Origin of the sequence: Empedobacter sp. R750 (assembly GCF_030324345.1) — a bacterium.
Classification (GTDB): Bacteria; Bacteroidota; Bacteroidia; order Flavobacteriales; family Weeksellaceae; genus Empedobacter; species Empedobacter falsenii_C.
The window spans coordinates 63638-82487 of record NZ_JACAGF010000005.1 but is presented as its reverse complement, the minus strand read 5'-3'; the positions used below and the strand labels follow the sequence as shown (position 1 = coordinate 82487).

The 18850-nt window shown below is 33.0% G+C and carries 16 protein-coding genes; 7 read left to right on the top strand and 9 right to left on the bottom strand.

Features of this window, described 5'->3' with window-relative positions; genetic code table 11:
• Nucleotides 1-5: 5 nt before the first annotated feature.
• The 3 genes from ilvN (at nt 6) to ilvA (ending at nt 3634) form a co-directional block, all read left to right on the top strand.
• Nucleotides 6-599, top strand: a complete 594-nt coding sequence (ilvN, locus tag HXZ74_RS07090; protein ID WP_180905464.1) for an acetolactate synthase small subunit — start codon at nt 6-8, stop codon at nt 597-599.
• 43 nt (nt 600-642) lie between these two features.
• Nucleotides 643-2124, top strand: coding sequence for a ketol-acid reductoisomerase (gene ilvC / locus HXZ74_RS07085; RefSeq protein ID WP_286474606.1), 1482 nt, complete (start codon nt 643-645; stop codon nt 2122-2124).
• A gap of 226 nt (nt 2125-2350) precedes the next feature.
• Nucleotides 2351-3634 (top strand): threonine ammonia-lyase IlvA, encoded by a 1284-nt coding sequence (gene ilvA, locus HXZ74_RS07080; protein WP_280061891.1) that lies wholly within the window; start codon nt 2351-2353, stop codon nt 3632-3634.
• A gap of 73 nt (nt 3635-3707) precedes the next feature.
• Here the strand turns inward: ilvA and thrC are convergent, their stop codons facing one another.
• From thrC to HXZ74_RS07055, 5 genes are all read right to left on the bottom strand, one after another.
• Nucleotides 3708-5015, bottom strand: a complete 1308-nt coding sequence (thrC, locus tag HXZ74_RS07075; protein ID WP_286474603.1) for a threonine synthase — start codon at nt 5013-5015, stop codon at nt 3708-3710.
• Between the two features lie 2 nt (nt 5016-5017).
• Nucleotides 5018-6001, bottom strand: a complete 984-nt coding sequence (locus tag HXZ74_RS07070; protein WP_286474600.1) for a homoserine kinase — start codon at nt 5999-6001, stop codon at nt 5018-5020.
• Nucleotides 6002-6004: 3 nt separating this feature from the next.
• A complete protein-coding gene (gene thrA, locus HXZ74_RS07065; protein WP_286474597.1) occupies nt 6005-8458 on the bottom strand; it encodes a bifunctional aspartate kinase/homoserine dehydrogenase I in 2454 nt (817 codons plus the stop codon).
• A 216-nt stretch (nt 8459-8674) separates the two neighbouring features.
• Complete coding sequence (locus tag HXZ74_RS07060) at nt 8675-9103, bottom strand: hypothetical protein (RefSeq protein ID WP_125348889.1); 429 nt, start codon at nt 9101-9103, stop codon at nt 8675-8677.
• A gap of 153 nt (nt 9104-9256) precedes the next feature.
• Complete coding sequence (locus HXZ74_RS07055) at nt 9257-10048, bottom strand: DUF2797 domain-containing protein (RefSeq protein WP_286474593.1); 792 nt, start codon at nt 10046-10048, stop codon at nt 9257-9259.
• A 52-nt stretch (nt 10049-10100) separates the two neighbouring features.
• Here HXZ74_RS07055 and HXZ74_RS07050 point away from each other — a divergent pair, with 52 nt between their 5' ends.
• The 4 genes from HXZ74_RS07050 to HXZ74_RS07035 all read left to right on the top strand — a co-directional run bounded on the left by HXZ74_RS07050 (nt 10101) and on the right by HXZ74_RS07035 (nt 15956).
• The gene (locus HXZ74_RS07050; protein ID WP_286474590.1) at nt 10101-11612 is read left to right on the top strand and encodes a GH3 auxin-responsive promoter family protein; all 1512 of its coding nucleotides are present in this window, start codon (nt 10101-10103) and stop codon (nt 11610-11612) included.
• Nucleotides 11613-11792: 180 nt separating this feature from the next.
• The gene (locus HXZ74_RS07045) at nt 11793-14264 is read left to right on the top strand and encodes a phosphoenolpyruvate carboxylase (RefSeq protein WP_286474587.1); all 2472 of its coding nucleotides are present in this window, start codon (nt 11793-11795) and stop codon (nt 14262-14264) included.
• Nucleotides 14265-14294: 30 nt separating this feature from the next.
• Complete coding sequence (gene ruvC / locus HXZ74_RS07040) at nt 14295-14843, top strand: crossover junction endodeoxyribonuclease RuvC (protein ID WP_125348885.1); 549 nt, start codon at nt 14295-14297, stop codon at nt 14841-14843.
• Between the two features lie 54 nt (nt 14844-14897).
• The gene (locus tag HXZ74_RS07035) at nt 14898-15956 is read left to right on the top strand and encodes a glutaminyl-peptide cyclotransferase (protein WP_280049867.1); all 1059 of its coding nucleotides are present in this window, start codon (nt 14898-14900) and stop codon (nt 15954-15956) included.
• Between the two features lie 107 nt (nt 15957-16063).
• Here HXZ74_RS07035 and HXZ74_RS07030 read toward each other — a convergent pair whose 3' ends face one another.
• From HXZ74_RS07030 to HXZ74_RS07015, 4 genes are all read right to left on the bottom strand, one after another.
• Complete coding sequence (locus HXZ74_RS07030) at nt 16064-16561, bottom strand: hemerythrin domain-containing protein (RefSeq protein ID WP_221854727.1); 498 nt, start codon at nt 16559-16561, stop codon at nt 16064-16066.
• Nucleotides 16562-16621: 60 nt separating this feature from the next.
• The gene (locus HXZ74_RS07025; RefSeq protein WP_038336279.1) at nt 16622-17056 is read right to left on the bottom strand and encodes an RrF2 family transcriptional regulator; all 435 of its coding nucleotides are present in this window, start codon (nt 17054-17056) and stop codon (nt 16622-16624) included.
• Nucleotides 17057-17194: 138 nt separating this feature from the next.
• Nucleotides 17195-17779 carry a 50S ribosomal protein L25/general stress protein Ctc gene (locus HXZ74_RS07020; protein ID WP_038336278.1) on the bottom strand — a complete coding sequence of 195 codons (585 nt, stop codon included), beginning with the start codon at nt 17777-17779 and terminating at the stop codon, nt 17195-17197.
• A 45-nt stretch (nt 17780-17824) separates the two neighbouring features.
• Nucleotides 17825-18760: a ribose-phosphate pyrophosphokinase gene (locus tag HXZ74_RS07015; protein ID WP_038336277.1), complete on the bottom strand. Its 936-nt coding sequence runs from the start codon at nt 18758-18760 to the stop codon at nt 17825-17827.
• Nucleotides 18761-18850 lie beyond the last annotated feature (90 nt).

The following is an 18850-nucleotide window of genomic DNA, read 5'->3' as shown; positions in this document are numbered from 1 at the left end:
TTATTATGGACTCAAAACAAGAATATACAATTACGTTATATACAGAAAATTCCATAGGAATTTTAGGAAGAGTTGCAGGAATTTTTACTCGACGAAAAATTAATATTGAAAGTTTAAGCACTTCTCCATCAGAAATAGAAAATGTACACAGATTTACAATTGTGATTGAAGAATCTGAAGAAGTAGTTCGAAAACTTTGCATGCAAATTGAGAAACAAATCGATGTTCTTAAAGCTTATTTCAATAATAATGATGAATTAATTTGGCAAGAACAAGCTTTATACAAAGTACCAACCAACATTATTGCTGAAAAGGCATATGTAGAACGTTTGCTACGTCAATACGGTGCAAATACAGTTGTGATTCGCAATGATTATACGGTTTTTGAAACAGCTGGTCATCGTGAAGAAATTGATAATCTAACACAAGAATTGACGAAATATGGCTTAATAGAATTTGTTCGAGGAGCCAGAATAGCGATTATCAAAGCAAGTGCTGGTTTTCATGAAAAATTATTACAATTCGAGAAAGACGAACCATCAAAAGAAGTAATCGAAAATGAATTCCTAAACGAAGGAACCTCAGTTTTCACAATGTAAAGACGAACAATTCAACAAATAAATTTTATTAAAAAACACAAAAATGACTAATTACTTTAATTCTCTATCATTAAGAGATCAATTATATCAACTTGGACAAGCAGAATTTCTAAATAACTCTGAATTCGCAAAAGGTACAGACGCATTAAAAGGCAAAAAAATTGTAATTGTAGGTTGCGGTGCGCAAGGATTAAACCAAGGATTAAATCTACGCGACAGCGGTTTAGACGTTTCGTACGCGTTACGTAAAGAAGCCATTGAACAACAAAGAGATTCTTGGAAAAATGCAACAAGTCATAATTTTACAGTTGGTACTTTCGAGGAATTAATCCCAAATGCTGATGTTGTAGCGAATTTAACGCCAGACAAACAACACACGCAAGTAGTTAACACTATTCAACCTCTTATAAAAGAAGGTGCCACACTTTTATATTCTCATGGATTCAATATCGTAGAAGAAGGTGTACAAATTCGTAAAGATATTACGGTAATCATGGTTGCTCCAAAATGTCCTGGTTCAGAAGTTCGTGCAGAATATTTAAGAGGATTTGGAGTTCCTACATTAATTGCTGTTCATCCAGAAAATGACCCCGAAGGAAAAGGACTTGACCAAGCTAAAGCATATTGTGCAGGAACTGGTGGTCATAGAGCAGGTGTTTTAAAATCATCTTTTGTGGCAGAAGTAAAGTCTGATTTGATGGGAGAACAAACCATTTTATGCGGTCTTTTACAAACAGTTTCTATTCTTTCTTTCGATAAAATGGTTGAAAACGGAATTGATGCTGGTTATGCTTCAAAATTGGTTCAATATGGTGTGGAAGTCATTACTGAAGCCTTAAAACATGGTGGAGTTAGCGGTATGATGGATAGATTAAGTAATCCTGCTAAAGTGAAAGCTTTTGAATTATCAGAAGAACTAAAAGATATTATGCGTCCTTTATTCCAGAAACATCAAGATGATATTATTTCTGGAGAGTTTAGTAAAACAATGATGGAAGATTGGGCGAATGATGATAAAAATTTATTAAAATGGAGAGCTGAAACTGGTGAAACTGCTTTTGAAGAAACACCCGCAGGCGACGCAAATATTACAGAACAAGAATATTTTGACAATTATACCTTAATGGTTGCTTTTGTTCGTGCTGGAGTTGAATTAGCTTTCGAAACTATGGTGGAAGCTGGAATTAAACCTGAATCTGCTTATTACGAATCATTACACGAAACACCATTAATTGCAAATACAATTGCTCGTAAAAAATTATTCGAAATGAATCGTGTGATTTCTGATACAGCAGAATATGGTTGTTATCTTTTCGATCAAGCTTGTAAACCTTTGTTAAAAGATTTCATGACAAAAGTAAACGTAGACGTTGTCGGTAAAAATTACAACGAAGGAAAAGACAATGCTGTTGACAATGCGACATTAGTACATATAAATGATGTTTTACGTAATCATCCTGTCGAAACTGTAGGAAAAAAACTTCGTAAAGCAATGACTGCTATGAAAACGATAAAAACGGCATAGTCAAATATTAAAATAAACATCTTATGCATTTTGAATTAAAATTCGTCAATTCGAGTGATTTTTAGTTCAGTACAAACTGAATAAAAATTGTATCGAGAATAGAATTTTAACATATAAAACCTTTTTCTCGATACAAAATTCTTATAGAATTCCACTCGAACTGACGGTTTTATTGCTAAAATTATCAAAATGCAAAATGGATAAAATAACTAACAAACAGTGAATTATGGCAAATGGGCTTAGAAATGAAAAAACTGAGACCTTAGGCATTTCGCTTGACGAAGTAAACTTAGCACAAATGAATTTGAAAGGAGTTGCCAAAAACACTCCTTTCGATTTCAATGAAAATTTAAGTCGTCAATTTGAAGCGAATGTCTATCTAAAACGAGAAGATTTACAAGTCGTCCGTTCGTACAAATTACGTGGTGCTTATAATAAAATCGTTCAGTTATCAGAACAAGAAAAAAATAATGGTGTGATCTGCGCAAGTGCAGGAAATCATGCACAAGGTGTGGCGTATTCGTGTCAACAATTAAATATTAAAGGTAAAATTGTGATGCCAACCACGACACCTCAACAAAAAATAAAACAAGTAAAATGGTTTGGGAAAGATCAAATCGAAATCATTTTACATGGCGATACATTTGATGATGCATCGGCTTTTGCACATCAATTATCACAAGAAGGAAATATTACTTTTATTCATCCTTTTGATGATGAAAAAGTAATCGCAGGACAAGGAACGGTTGCATTAGAAATTTTGAATCAATGCGATCAACCAATCGATTATATTTTCGTGCCAATTGGTGGTGGAGGTTTAGCATCTGGCGTTATTTCTGTGATGAAAACACTTAGTCCAAACACCAAAATTATTGGTATAGAACCGAGTGGAGCAGCAAGTATGGCAGAAGCTATCAAACAAAAAAAATCTGTTGCATTAGCGAAGATTGATCCTTTTGTGGACGGTGCAGCTGTAAAAAAAGCAGGCGAAAAAACCTATAAAATCTGTGCAGAAGGTTTAGAAACAACTTGCGCAGTTCCGGAAGGAAAAGTTTGTTCGAGCATTTTGCGTTTGTACAATGAAGATGCAATTGTTGTAGAACCAGCAGGCGCTTTGAGTGTTTCGGCTTTAGATTTTTTTAAGGAAGAAATCAAAGGAAAAAATGTGGTTTGTGTGCTTAGCGGAAGCAACAACGACATTACGCGAATGGAAGAAATAAAAGAAAGAAGTTTGCAATATGAAGGTTTGAAACACTATTTCATTATCAATTTTCCTCAACGTGCCGGCGCTTTAAAAGAATTAGTGAACGAAGTTTTGGGTGAAAATGATGACATCACCTATTTCCAATACACGCAAAAAAACAACAAAGAAACAGGTCCAGCAGTAGTTGGCATTGAATTAGACAAAAAAGAAGATTTAGATGGTTTAATTTTTAGATTAGAAAATCATCATTTCGAATATCAATATCTTAATACAGACAACACACTTTTTTCGTTAATGATTGGATAATTTTTCCATCATTAATATATTATTCAAAAAAAGCAAAGCTTCTATTAAGTTAGAAACTTTGCTTTTTAATTTATTAATTATTCAACAACCAATTTTTCAATTCATCAAAATTATTATTCATTTCAACTTTATTTGATTGTTTCAATTTCAATTCTTCGACTTCTTTTGGATAGACAATTTTATCTTGTATTTCTTTCGGAAAAACCTCAGGAAATTTACATGGATGTGCCGTCGATAAAAACACCACCAATTCTTTTTCATCTTGTTTTTTCGCTTGATATTCCTTTGCCGCTAACCACGCAATCGACGTATGCGGACAAGCAATATAATTATATTGTTGATTAATTTCTATTATTGCATTTGTTGTTTCTACATCAGAATAAGCTTTTGAAACCATTTTTGATTTTAATTGCTCCACATCTTGCTCAAAAAATTCCATCACACGAACCCAATTGCTCGGATTTCCAACATCCATTGCATTCGATAACGTTTGTACAGAAGGTTTTGGTTGATAATTTTCGGTTTTTAAAAACGACGGAACAGTATCATTCGCATTTGTAGCCGCAACAAATTGTTCTACTTCCAATCCTAATTTTGAAGCCAAAATACCAGCTGTAATATTCCCGAAATTTCCACTTGGAACAACAAAAGAAACTTTCTCAAAACCTTTTCTTTTTGCTTGAGCAAAAGCCTCGAAATAATAGAAAGATTGTGGAATTAAGCGAGCAATATTAATCGAATTTGCTGAGGTTAAATTTAGATTTTTCATTAAATCTTTATCTAAAAAAGCTTGCTTTACCAAAGCTTGGCAATCATCAAAAGTTCCGTCAATTTCTATCGCACGAATATTTTTTCCATTTGCCGTTAATTGCAATTCTTGTATCGGCGACACTTTTCCTTTTGGATATAAAATCGTTACTCGCGTTCCTTCTACTCCCAGAAAACCGAGTGCTACAGCGCCTCCTGTATCGCCAGAAGTTGCGACCAAAACATCTAACAATTGATTATCTTTTTTCGAATAATGTGCCATCACGCGACTCATAAATCTCGCTCCAAAATCCTTGAACGCAAAAGAAGGTCCGTGAAACAATTCCAAAACAGCTAAATCATCTTCTAAAAATACCAAAGGCGCAGGAAAATTGATAACCTCATCAATCAAATTATTAATCGTTTCTTCAGAAAAATCATCTTTTAATAAATGATTTGTTACTTTTTTCGCAACCTCTTGAAATGAATAATTCTCAATCGAATTCATCCAATTTTCATCTAATTTTTTCAATGACAAAGGCATATACAATCCTTTATCTTCTGGCAAAGATTGAAAAACCGCTTGTTTAAAATCAACTCTATTATTATGATTATTTGTACTGTATAATTCCATTTTTAGTGTTTTATGTAAGGTCCTTGTTGATTAATTTTAGAGATAAATGATAAATGTTCAATTTCTTTTATCATCAAAAAATCATTTAATTTTTGTTCGATAATTTCTGCATCCAATTTACTTTTAGATAAAGCCATAACAGTTGGGCCAGAACCAGAAATCCCAAACGTTAATGCCTTATTTTCGAGCGAAATACTTTTCATTTCATTAAAATATGGAATCAATAAAGAACGATTTGGCTCAATAATATCATCTTGCATCGAACGACCAATTTCTTCATAATCATTCTCATAAAGTGCCGCAACCAAACTTGCAATATTCCCCCATTGTTTTATTGCTTTACTCAATTGCACTTTATCTTTAATTAATTTGCGCGCATCCTTTGTTGGCACTTCTACTTTTGAATAAATCAGTGTGACATACAAATTTTCGGGAACAGGCAAAGAACGCACCAAAAGTGGTTCGTAAGAAGGAATCAACGTAATTCCACCAAACAACGATGGCGCAACATTATCCGCATGAGCAGCGCCACAAGCCAATCGTTCGCCTTCCATACAATAAGGTAAAAGATCATTTTTAGAAAGTGGTTTTCCTAATAATTCATTTAATGCAAAAAGTCCAGCAACTGTACTCGCCGCACTTGAGCCTAAACCGCTTCCAATCGGCATTTTCTTGTGTAATTCTATCGATAATCCAAAAGAATCTTGTAAACCTAAATCACAAAATAATTTCCATGCCGAATGAGAAACTGTATTTTTCATTGCATCCAAAGGTAATTTCTCTTCGTCTCCTGTAATTGTCAGAATTTCGATTCCTAATTTTTCTGTCTTTTTCATGATTACCTCATCACCTGGATAATCCACCGCAAAGCCCAAAATATCATATCCACAAATCATATTCGCAACTGTTGCAGGAGCAAAAACGTGTACTTTTTCTAAAAACTTCGCTTGATCAAGCTTATATTTATTTTCGATTGTTTGATTCATCTTTTATCGTATTGAACTTATGTTAACTAAATCTGCAAAAACGCCAGCCGCCGTAACTTCCGCGCCAGCTCCAGGACCTTTCACAACCAAAGGACGTTCCTTGTAACGTGCTGTTGTAAACGAAATAATGTTATCGCTTCCAGACAAGGCATAAAACGGATGTTGATTGTCAACCAATTCTAACGAAATGGATATTTTTCCATCTTCTAAAATCCCGATGTAACGAATTATTTTCTGTTCTGCTTCTGCTTGATGTTTTATCTTTTCGAAATAATCATTTTCGTTAACTAATTCTCTATAAAAATCTTCTACAGTTGCAGCTTCTAGACAAGATTTTGGCAAAATAGAATCAATTTTTACATCTGCCGCTTCCACTTCGTAACCATTGTCACGAGCAAGAATCAACATTTTTCGCATAAAATCTATTCCGCTCAAATCATCTCGAGGATCTGGCTCTGTATAACCTAATTCTTGTGCTTTTTTTACAACTTCGGCAAATGTATTTTCACCTTTAAAATGATTAAAGATATACGAAATTGTTCCTGATAAAATCGCTTCAATTTTTAGGATTTGATCTCCACTCATTCGTAGATCTTTCAACACACTAATAATTGGTAAACCTGCTCCAACATTCGTTTCATAAAGAAAATCAATCCCATATTTTCGAGCCGTTTCTTTCAAGTTTTTATAGTCTTGATAAGAAGACGAATTCGCAATTTTATTACATGTTACAACCGAAATGCTGCTTTCGAAAATTTGGTTGTAATAATTTGGCAAATCAGAACTCGCAGTATTATCAACAAAAACACAATTTGGTAAATTATACTGTTTCATTTTTTGAATAAATTCATTCAAATCAGCTGATGAAGAAGAATTTTCTAATTCATTTTTCCAATTCGATAAATTGATTCCGTTTTCATCAAACATCATTTTTTTTGAATTTGATAATCCAACCAATTTTATTTCGATATCATTATTTTTTGCTAAAAAATCTTTCTGTTTTTCTAATTGATTTAAAAATGTCGAACCAATATTTCCCACTCCAACATTGAAAACATGAATTGTTTTTTTCAAATGATTAAAAAACGCATCATGCACGGCATTTAAAGCCTTCGATAAATCATTTTCGTTAATCACAACCGAAATATTATACTCCGAAGAACCTTGCGCAATTGCTCTAACATTGATTCCATTTCGTCCTAACGCATAAAATAACTTTCCCGAAACACCAACAGTTTTCTTCATGTTTTCTCCAACAATTGCAATAATTCCGAGATTTTCTTCAACTTCAATTGGCTCCAACCATTTTGCTGCAATTTCTAAACAAAACTCTTCTTCAATTAATTGCTTCGCTTTTTCGACTTCATTATGATGAATCGCAAGCGTGATACTGTGTTCTGACGAAGATTGCGTAATCAACACAATGTTGATATGATGTTGTGCTAAAAGTGAAAAAAGTTTCCCACTAAAGCCCAATTTCCCGACTAAACCACTTCCTTTTATATTGACTAACGCAATATCTTTAATCGACGAAATTCCCTTGATTGGAAACTCTGTTGGTTGCGAATCAAACTGAATTTTTGTTCCTTCGAAATCTGGCTGAAATGTATTTTTAATTAAAATTGGAATTCTAAGCTTAAAAGCTGGAGCCATTGTTGGCGGATAAATCACTTTCGCACCGAAATACGACAATTCCATCGCTTCTGTATATGATAAATTTTCTAACGAAAAAGCTTTGTTTACAAAACGAGGATCAGCCGTCATCATTCCATTTACATCTGTCCAAATTTCAATTTGTTCCGCATGTAAAGCCGCACCAATCAAAGCCGCAGTGTAATCAGAACCTCCTCTTCCCAAAGTTGTTACTCGCCCTTCTTCATTCGCTGCAATAAATCCTGTTACAACTAATAATTTATCCGAATAATCTTTTGCTAATTGTTGAATATTCTGAAATGATTTTTCCTCGATAACATTCGCTTGACCAAAATTATGATCTGTCACAATATAATCTGATGCATTAATCGCCAATGAATCTCCAACATATTCTTGCATTACTTTTGCGATTAATAAAGCGCTACATCTTTCGCCAAAACTCAAAATCAGATCTTTTGTTTGAGGACTTAATTCTTTCAAAATTTCTACTCCTTCTAATAATGCTTCTAACTCATTCATCAACAATTTCAATTTTGTTAAAATCGGATTTTGATTCGGCACATCGATTAAAGCTTTTACAATTTCGAAATGTTTTTCTTGAAAAAGTTTTAAATCATTTTCATCAAAACTTCCTGATGAAGCTTCTTCGGACATTTTGGTTAATAAATTGGTCAAACCAGAAATAGCAGACACAACCAAAATAATCGAGTTATTTTGTTGCTTTTCTTGTTTAACAATTTCTACGACCGCGCGGATACTCTCTACCGATCCGACTGATGTTCCTCCGAATTTTAAAACTTTCATAATTTAAATTTTGATCATAAAAAAAGCATCTTCCTTTTGAGAAGATGCTTTTGCATTATTTTTTTAGAATTAAATACATAACAAGACTCCTCTAAGTGTGAACACTAGAAGTCGTCGTAATTGAAATGATTGTATTTAATCCGTTTTGTTTCATTATTGATAACGAATATACAAACTTTTTCAATAAATCATTACGTATTTATTCTTTTTTTATATTTATTTCACCGAATCCTTTTTAACGGCCAAAGAATCTGACTGAGCAACTATAGGTTTTACATCACTTGCATAGCCAACAACAATTCCGTCTAACTTATCAATTTTTCTTACTTTAAAAGTTTCTGTTCCTTCTGCTCCTTTAAAAGATACTTTATAAACAGCTTCGTAAACTGTTTTGTCACCATCTTCAAGAGGAGTCATTTTCTCAAAGTTGTAGACATCAACTGGTCCATATTGTTTAACCACCGCATTCAAATCATCCACATTTACACCTTCTACTTTCGAAAAAAGTGAATCTGGCTTATCTGCTCTGTATTTGTAAACATCTAAAACTGCTTCTTTCACCTTATAATCTGGCAAATCTGATTTTTTATTACATGCTGTTAAAGCCAAAATACCTCCAACCATAAGTAATGCACTTGCTTTCATAATTCCTATTTTTTTGTGTTAATTGATTATAACTAATGTAAAAATAAATAAGATGAAAAACAAGTATTTTTATTGAAATCAAATAGATAGAAACAAAAAAGTCGATTCTGTTATAGAATCGACTTTTGAATATCTTTTATTGTAAAAAGAAGTTTATACTTCAAAATTCACATAAAAACCTTCATGACCTCGAACATTGAAAACGGTATTGTCTTCAAAAATCAAGTATTGACCTTTTATTCCTTTCAAAACACCTTCTATTTCAGGAGTTTTTTTCAAGTTTAATGATTTTACTTTTTCTGGATAAGATAAAACTGGATACTCTAACTTCCAAACTTCTGGCTCATCAACCAAAAATTGTTGAAAATCTGGATTCACTTCATTTCTGATTTCGTGATACTTTTCGAACAGATTAATTTCTGGCACGTCATTTTTCAACATTCTTTGCCAATTCGTTTTATCAGCAATAACATTTTTCAACGAAACCTCTATCATTCCAGCTTCGTAACGATTATCAGTTCGAGCAATAATAATAGCTTCTGATGCTCCTTGATCGATCCAACGTGTCGGCACTTGAGTTAAACGTGTTACACCAACTTTTATTCCCGATGAATTTGCCAAATACACAATATGCGGTTGCAATTCGAATTTCGTTTCAAATTCTAAATCACGTTGTGCAATTCCCAAATGTGCTGTTGAAAGTTCTGGATTGATGATACTTGGATTAGCTTCTGGAACTGTAAAAAAACAATTTTTACAATATCCCATCTGATAAATCTCTTTGTCCTCGTGACAGTTTAAACATTCGTAATGATCAAAGTTAATCTTGATTTTTTTTCCTAACAATTGATTCATAACGATAAAATCATCTTTGAAATTCCAATAATAATTGATTGGCGTTCCATTTTCAGTTGTCATTTTACGAATTTGTCCTTCAAACTGCATCTTGCTAAAAAAGTTTAATTAATTTTGTGTAAATCTACAAAACTTTTAGCGGATGGGAATAGTCAATAAGATTATGGAAATTATGATGCGTAGCCGAATGAATGTCATCGAGGAAAGCATCAAAAATCCTGTTGGTACGCAAGAACGTGTGTTATTTGAGAATATCAAAAAAGCCAAATCGACTATTTACGGAAAAGAATTTCATTTTGACGAAATCAAAACGACACAGAAATTTCAAGAACAAGTTCCTGCGGTGCATTACGAGGATTTTCAACCTTATATTGAATTAGCGAGAAAAGGTGAAAAAGATGTCACTTGGCACGGAAAAATAAAGTGGTTTGCAAAATCTTCTGGAACAACAAATGCGAAAAGTAAGTTTATTCCGATTAGTAATGAATCCTTAGAAGATTGCCATTACGCAGCAGGAAAAACAATGTTTGCGTTGTACTTAAATGCTTATCCCGAAACGGATATTTTTATGCACAAAAACCTAAGAATTGGCGGAAGTAGTGAACTTTATCAAAAATATGATACGCGTTTTGGTGATTTATCAGCTATTTTGATTGATAATTTACCTTTTTATGCTGAGATGAAAAATATTCCGAATCGTGAGATTTCTTTGATGTCTGATTGGAATGTGAAGATGAATGCGATTATCAATGCAACAAAAAATGAAGATGTTGGTTCTTTAACTGGCGTTCCTTCATGGATGTTAGTTGTGTTGAATAAATTATTAGCCGAAACCGGAAAGAATTATTTGGACGAATTATGGCCAAATCTCGAAGTGTTTTTTCATGGTGGAATCAGCTTCAAACCTTATGCAGAAAACTATAATTTAATCACTCAAAAAAAATTAAATTATTTCGAATTATATAATGCTTCCGAAGGTTTTTTTGGTATTCAGGATCAATTGCACAGCAAAGATTTATTGTTATTATTAGACAACGGAATCTTTTACGAATTTATTCCAATGGAAGAATTTGGTTCAGAAACTCAACGGTTTTTAACAATTGGAGAAGTTGAAGTTGGTAAAAATTACGCCATGGTGATTACAACAAATGGAGGTTTGTGGCGCTATATTATTGGTGATACGGTTCGTTTTACCTCAACTAATCCACACAGAATTGTTGTTTCTGGACGAACAAAACATTATATCAATGCATTTGGCGAAGAATTGATGATAGAAAACGCTGAAGAAGCTTTGAAACGTGCTTGTATGCAAACAAATTCAATTGTTTCTGAATATAGTGCTGGTCCAGTTTTTATGCAAGGAAAAGAAAAAGGCGCGCATGAATGGGTAATCGAATTTGATAAAGAACCTGAAAATTTTGAGCAATTTATTGATTGTTTAGACAAAGGTTTGCAAGAAGTGAATTCAGATTACGAAGCAAAACGTTACAATAATATGACGCTTAATCGCCCAATTGTACATAAAGCTCGCAAAAAATTATTCATCGAATGGATGGCTTCTCGCGGTAAGTTAGGTGGACAAAATAAAGTTCCGAGGCTAGCAAACACACGCGAATTTATTGAACCATTAATTGAATTAAATAATCGATCATAATAAAAAAAGAGAATCATATTGATTCTCTTTTTTTAATTTAAATAAATAGGATAATTATCTCTAAACAAGTAAATTTACTCTTAAGAGAAAAAATACCTATTAATGCGAAGTACGAATTTATCTGAACTTAAGTTCCACCAAATTGTGGAAAATAAGTTTCAAATTTACAACAGTCTCTTTATGAGTCTGCCCTACGAAAAAATGCAAAACATCGGATCATTGATCCCGTTTTTGTATGATGAAAGTCAAAAAGGTTTACCTGAAGGTAAATCGCCAAATGAAATCATCAACAATTTTTTTGAGAAATACACTGATTTAAAAACCGAACAAGAGCAAATCGATTTGATGTTTCGAATGATACAATACATCGAGCGACAAGTTGTTTTGTTTGATAGTATCGAAGATGCTGCATTTCCGTCATTACATTCCGAAAATGAAAAAGGAAGTTTGGAAAGCATTTACCATATTGCACAGGCGCAAGGTAAAATGGAACAAGTAAAAACCAGAATCGAAGATTTTGTAACAAGAGTTGTTTTTACAGCACATCCAACGCAATTTTATCCGACAAATGTTCAACAAATTATTCAGGATTTACGCGATGCTATTCAACAAGATTCGGTAAGTAAAATTGATTTATTGTTGCAACAATTAGGAAAAACACCTTTCATCAACGAAGAAAAACCGACACCTTACGATGAAGCAGTTTCGATTATTTATTATTTACGAAATGTGTATTATCAGACAATTGGACGATTGTATAACGAAATCAATCAATTGTTTTTTACAGAAAGTCAACCACTCAAATCTCCTGTCATTCAATTAGGTTTTTGGCCTGGAGGCGATCGTGATGGAAATCCTTTCGTTACAGCAGAAATTACTTGGAAAGTTGCGAGTTTATTGCGAACAAGTATCTTAAAAAATTATTACAATCATCTAAAAATTGTTCAAAGACGATTAACGTTCAAACATGTTACAGAGCCTTTAAAAACGTTGAGCAATTTGATTTACGAAAATATGTTCAATGAAAATGGAACGATTACAATTGATGAAATCAAAACGCGCTTACAAACGATTCGTACAATTTTAATTGAACAACACAATGGTGTTTTCTTAGATATTTTAGATGATTTTATCACACGTGTTGATATTTTCGGATTGCATTTTGCTTCTTTGGATATTCGTCAAGATTCGCGTGTTCATCAAAAAGTAATTAACCAAATTGTTGAAAAATATACTGGAATTAATCTGAAAGATTTAAACGAACCAGAACAAATCGAATTGTTAACAAATCCGTCTTTTACAGCTAAACCAGAAGATTTTGAAGATGATATTGTGATTGATACGATCAAAAATGTTTATCAATTAAAAACGATTCAACAACGAAACGGTGAATTAGGTGTTAACCGATACATTATTTCAAATTCTGAAACCATTTTCGATGTCTTAAATGTTTATGCTTTATTCAAATTTTGTGGTTACAAAGATGACGAAATCAAGTTTGATATTATGCCACTTTTCGAGACGATTAGAGGTTTAGATGGAGCTGAAAATACGATGAATAAATTGTATAATTTACCTATTTATGCGCAACATTTAGAACGTAGAAAACAACGTCAATCGATTATGTTAGGCTTTTCGGACGGAACAAAAGATGGCGGTTACATCAAAGCGAATTGGGAAATTTATCGCACCAAAGAAATCCTTTCGAATGTTTCGGATAAAAATCAAATCGAAGTTATTTTCTTTGATGGTCGTGGTGGACCTCCTGCGCGTGGTGGTGGAAAAACGCACGAATTTTACGCTTCTCAAGGGAAAACAATTGCGAATCACGAAATTCAAATTACAATTCAAGGGCAAACAATTACGTCGAATTATGGAACAATGCCGCAGGCAAAATATAATTTTGAACAATTGTACACGGCTGGAATTATTTCGGATGTTTTCTCGACAAGCACAAGTCAGATTTCGCCAGATGAGCGAATTTTGATTGATAAATTAGCCACAATTAGTTATCAGAAATACGAAGATTTGAAAGCGCATCCTTCATTTTTACCTTATTTGGAAAATATGAGTACGCTAAATTATTATGGGAAAACGAATATCGGAAGTCGTCCGAGTAAGCGTGGTGGTGACAAAAAATTAGAGTTTGATGATTTGCGTGCTATTCCATTTGTGGGTTCTTGGAGTCAATTAAAACAAAATGTTCCAGGATATTTTGGTGTTGGAACGGCTATAAATGAATTGAAAAAACAAGGTCATTTAGAAGATGTAAAAGATTTATTCAAAAATTCGAGCTTCTTCAAAACGTTGATTCAAAATAGTATGATGTCGATGGAAAAAACATATTTTCCATTAACTTCTTATATGAGAGATGATCCTGAATATGGTGAATTTTGGAATATTTTGCATGATGAATTTGAATTATCAAAAGCATTATGTTTAGAAATTTCGGGTTACACAGAATTGATGCAAGACGAACCATTGAACAAATCTTCAGTACAAATGCGCGAAAAAATTGTGTTACCATTATTAACGATTCAACAATTTGCTTTGAACAAAATTCATCATGAAAGTGAGTTCAAATCAATCTATGAGCAAATTGTGATGCGTTCGTTATTCGGAAATATTAATGCGAGTCGAAATTCGGCTTAATTTTCAGAATATCTTAATACCTTCGCAACGATGGAAAAGATTATTTTAGGGATTGATCCTGGAACAATGGTGATGGGTTTTGGTTTGATTGAAGTCAAAAATAACAAAATAAAGTTGATTACTTTAGACGAATTGTTGTTGCACAAACTTCCGAACCAGCAAACTAAATTGAAAAAGATTTTCGAAAAAACTTTAGCCATTATCGATCAATATCATCCTGATGAATTAGCCATTGAAGCGCAGTTTTTTGGCGTTAATGTTCAGTCTATGTTAAAACTTGGACGTGCACAAGGCGTTTGTATTGCCGCTTGCCTGCATCGCGATATGCCTGTGGTAGAATATGCGCCAAAAAAAATTAAGATGGCGATTACTGGAAACGGAAATGCATCAAAAGAACAAGTTGCGGGCATGTTACAACATTTACTTGGTTTGAAAGAAATTCCGAAACGTTTGGATGCCACAGATGGTCTTGCCGTTGCGGTTTGTCATTATCTAAATTCGGGTAAAACAACTGGGACGTCAAATTCTTATTCGAGTTGGGATGCCTTTGTAAAAAATAATCCGAATCGAACAAAATAAAATATATTTGTAGTAGAATTAGCAACCTAATTCGTAAAACATAAAACACATCAAATGAAAAAATATTTAATCGCAGCATCAGTTTGTGCAACAGTTTTCTCTTCAGTGTTATTTTCTTGTAAAGATTCGACTGGAAAAAACAATACTGCAATCACTGAAATTGTTTCGAAAATTGAACAAAACAAATACAAAATTGGCGACAAAATCAATATTCCTTTAACTAATTTAGATGGAATTACGAAAGTTGTAGTTTCAGTGGATGGACAAGAAGTTCCTGCTGATTTTACGATTGACGGGAAAACAATTGGATTAGGAAATCATACGGTTAATTTGAAATTCTTCAAAGGAGAAGAAGAAACAAATTCGCGCGATTTTACGTTTGTGGTTTATGCAAATGAGCCGGCTGCGCAATGGAATTATGAAATTGTAGGAACTTATCCACATAATCCAGATTATTTTACGCAAGGTTTTTATTTCAAAAACGGAAATATTTTCGAAGGAACTGGACTTCGCGGAGGAAAAACACGTTTGATTGAATATAAATTGGGGGCAACTGAACCTACAAAATTATATCAAATTAAAGACGATGTTTTTGGAGAAGGAATTACAGAACTGAATGGTTTTATTTATCAATTAACATGGCAAGATCGTGTCATTTATAAATATGATTTGAACTTTAATCAAGTTGAAAAATTTGATATGCCAGCTCAAATTATCGAAGGCTGGGGAATTACTACAATTGGTAAAGAATTGGCTATTACAGAAGGTTCTCAACGTATTCATTTTTTCGACGAGAATTTTAATTATTTAAGAACTGTTCAAGCTTTTGACAGTCAACAACCATATAGTTATTTGAATGAAATTGAATACCACGATGGTTTAATTTATGCAAATGTTTACCTAAAATCTGGACACGCAGATAACAGTAATATCGTGGTAATAGATCCGCAAACTGGCGCTGTAAAAGCTGAGTTTAATTTTGCTGAATTGAAAGGAAAACAAGGAAATCCACAAGCGCAAGAATTGAACGGAATCGCTTTCAAAGACAACGGAAATATGTTAGTTACTGGAAAGCTTTGGGACAAAATCTTTGAAGTGAAGATTAAGAAATAATTTCCTTAACACATAAAAAAGCAAAAAGCTCGACCTGCAAAATCGAGCTTTTCTTTTTCAAAAATCATCTAAAAAATTATAAGTAAAAATTTATGGTTACGAAAGATCTATAACCAAAATTGATCTTTCCAATCTGTGTTAGTTAAAAGTGAATTAAATTGTTCTTTAATTACTTTTAACTTTTTTTGTGTTGCATTTTTCTCAAATTCAGGAAACATTTGTTTCTCCTCAAATCTGATATGCAAATCCAATTCTTCTTCGATATAAATCAAACTTTTCATCGGATTTTTTGCATCTATTTTAAACAAGCGTCTCAAACGTCTATGTTCTTTCAATGCTCTTTTTACCAAGTAATGATCTTCATCTAAAAGCGAAAACAAGTAATTTTCTTCTATCTCAAATTTTTTGAATAATACTTTTTCCCCATACCAATTTACATAATCAACAATTCGTTGAATATCGACTCCTTTATCTATTCCAGCACGAATATTCCAACAAAAAAATAATGTTTTATGATGCCTTTCGCACGCTTCATTTAGATTTACTGTTACAGTATAACTCATCTGAGAAGCAGTTGTTTGAGGAAGTTCTATTAATAGGTTCATTGTTGTAATTTTTTAATTCGGATAATCGGATATTTTTATCTTATTTTTAATCAAATTTTTTTAATGCTTAAGAAAAGCAATTCCTTTCTCTAGATCATCAATCAAATTAAACATCGATGTCTTTTCTAGCATTCCTCGCAAATCATTACGAATTGCAAAAACACGGCTATGTAAAGCACAAGGTTTATTAGCATCGCATTCTACTAAACCTAAAATGCAACTATGATAAAGACCATCTCCGTCAATCGCTTTGATGATATTCACTAATTTGATATCTTCTAAATGCGCTGCATCCATTTGGAAACCTCCCATTTTTCCTTTGACAGATGAAATCACATTTGCTTTAACTAATTGTTGAAGAATTTTGGCTGTGTAAGCTTCTGGAGAATTAATAGAATTTGCAATTTGTTTTAAATTGACTCTCTTTCCTTCTACAGATTCTTGTGCAATAAAAACACAAGCCTTAATTCCATATTCACACGCTTTAGAAAACATTAATTTCTTTTATTCATTATAAATTATGAAGCAAATATACAACTAATTTTAAATCGGACAAATTTATCTTATTAAATTTTTAAAAATAAAAAACCACTCAAAAATGAGTGGTTTAATATTATCTGAAAAGAAAATTTCTTAATCTTCGTCTTCGTCTTGATCAGCATCTTTAACAGCGTTACGAGAAGTACGGATAGCAACTACTACTGCGTTATCTGGATGAGCGAATGTGTAGTTATCATTTTTCAATGTTTCTACATACATTTTGTGACCAATTCTCATTGGAGTGATATCGATTTCGATTTCGTCTGGTAAGTTTGCTGGAATAGCACGAACTTTTAATTTACGCATGTTGAAACGTAAAACCCCACCAGCTACTAAACCACGAGCACGTCCTACTAAACGAACTGGAACTTCCATAGTTACTGGTTTGTCCTCGTTTAATTGGTAAAAATCTACGTGTAAGATTTTATCCGTTACTGGGTGAAATTGGATGTCTTGTAAAATTGCTTGAATTTTAGCTCCATCAGCTAACTCGATAGTTGCTGTATGAGCATCTGGAGTGTAAACTAATGATTTGAATGCTTTTTCATCAGCTGAAAAGTGGATAGGCTCTCCAGAACCGTAAACCACACAAGGTACTTGTTCAGCATTACGTAGGTTACGTGTAGCCACTTTACCTAAGTCTTCTCTTTTTACACCTTGAATTGTAATTGACTTCATAATAATATGTATATAATAAAAATAATTTAATATTTAGTTAAACCACTAGATAACAAAACGTTGACTAATAGATTTGTTGCTATGTACTAGATGCATAACATCAGCAAAAAGCGGAGCGCAAGATAATACTTTTATTTTAGATACGGAAGTATTTTTTAATGGAATACTATCAGTTATAGCAATTTCCGTTAATAGAGAGTTATCAAGACGCTCATAAGCTGGTCCAGATAAAACTCCATGCGTTGCAATCGCACGAACAGATTTTGCTCCTTTTTCCATAATCAATTCAGCCGCCTTTGCAAGTGTACCCGCTGTATCAATCATGTCATCCACTAAAATAACATTTTTACCTTCAACCTCACCGATTAACATCATGCTATCAACTTGGTTTGCAACTTTACGTTCTTTGTGACAAATTACGATATCTGCATTAAGGTATTTAGCATATGTATTTGCACGTTTAGCACCTCCCATGTCTGGAGAAGCAATACAAATATTATCTAAGCCTAAACCTTTAATGTATTCAACAAAAATTGTTGAAGCAAATAAATGATCAACAGGAACTTCAAAAAATCCTTGAATTTGATCAGCGTGTAAATCCATAGTCATTACACGAGTTGCTCCAGCTGTCATTAACATTTTTGCAACTAATTTTGCTCCAATTGGCACACGTGGAGCATCCTTACGATCTTGACGAGCAAAACCAAAATAAGGAATAACAACTGTAATACTTTTAGCAGATGCGCGTTTTGCTGCATCACACATTAAAAGTAATTCCATTAAATTGTCTGTTGGTTGCATTGTAGAACCAATTAAGAAAACGCGAGCTCCGCGAATTGGCTGTTCAAAAGCGGGTACAAATTCTCCGTCGCTAAATTCTACAATTTTAGATTTACCAAGTTCTTGACCATATTGATCGGCAATTTTTTGTGCTAATTCTAATGATCCTCTGGTCGAAAAAAGAAATGCTGATTGTTCCATTGTTTGTTTTGGGAAATATTTATGCAAAAATAATTTAAATGATTTAAAAATGATATAAGAAAATCAAAAATTAATTTCGGCACAATTATT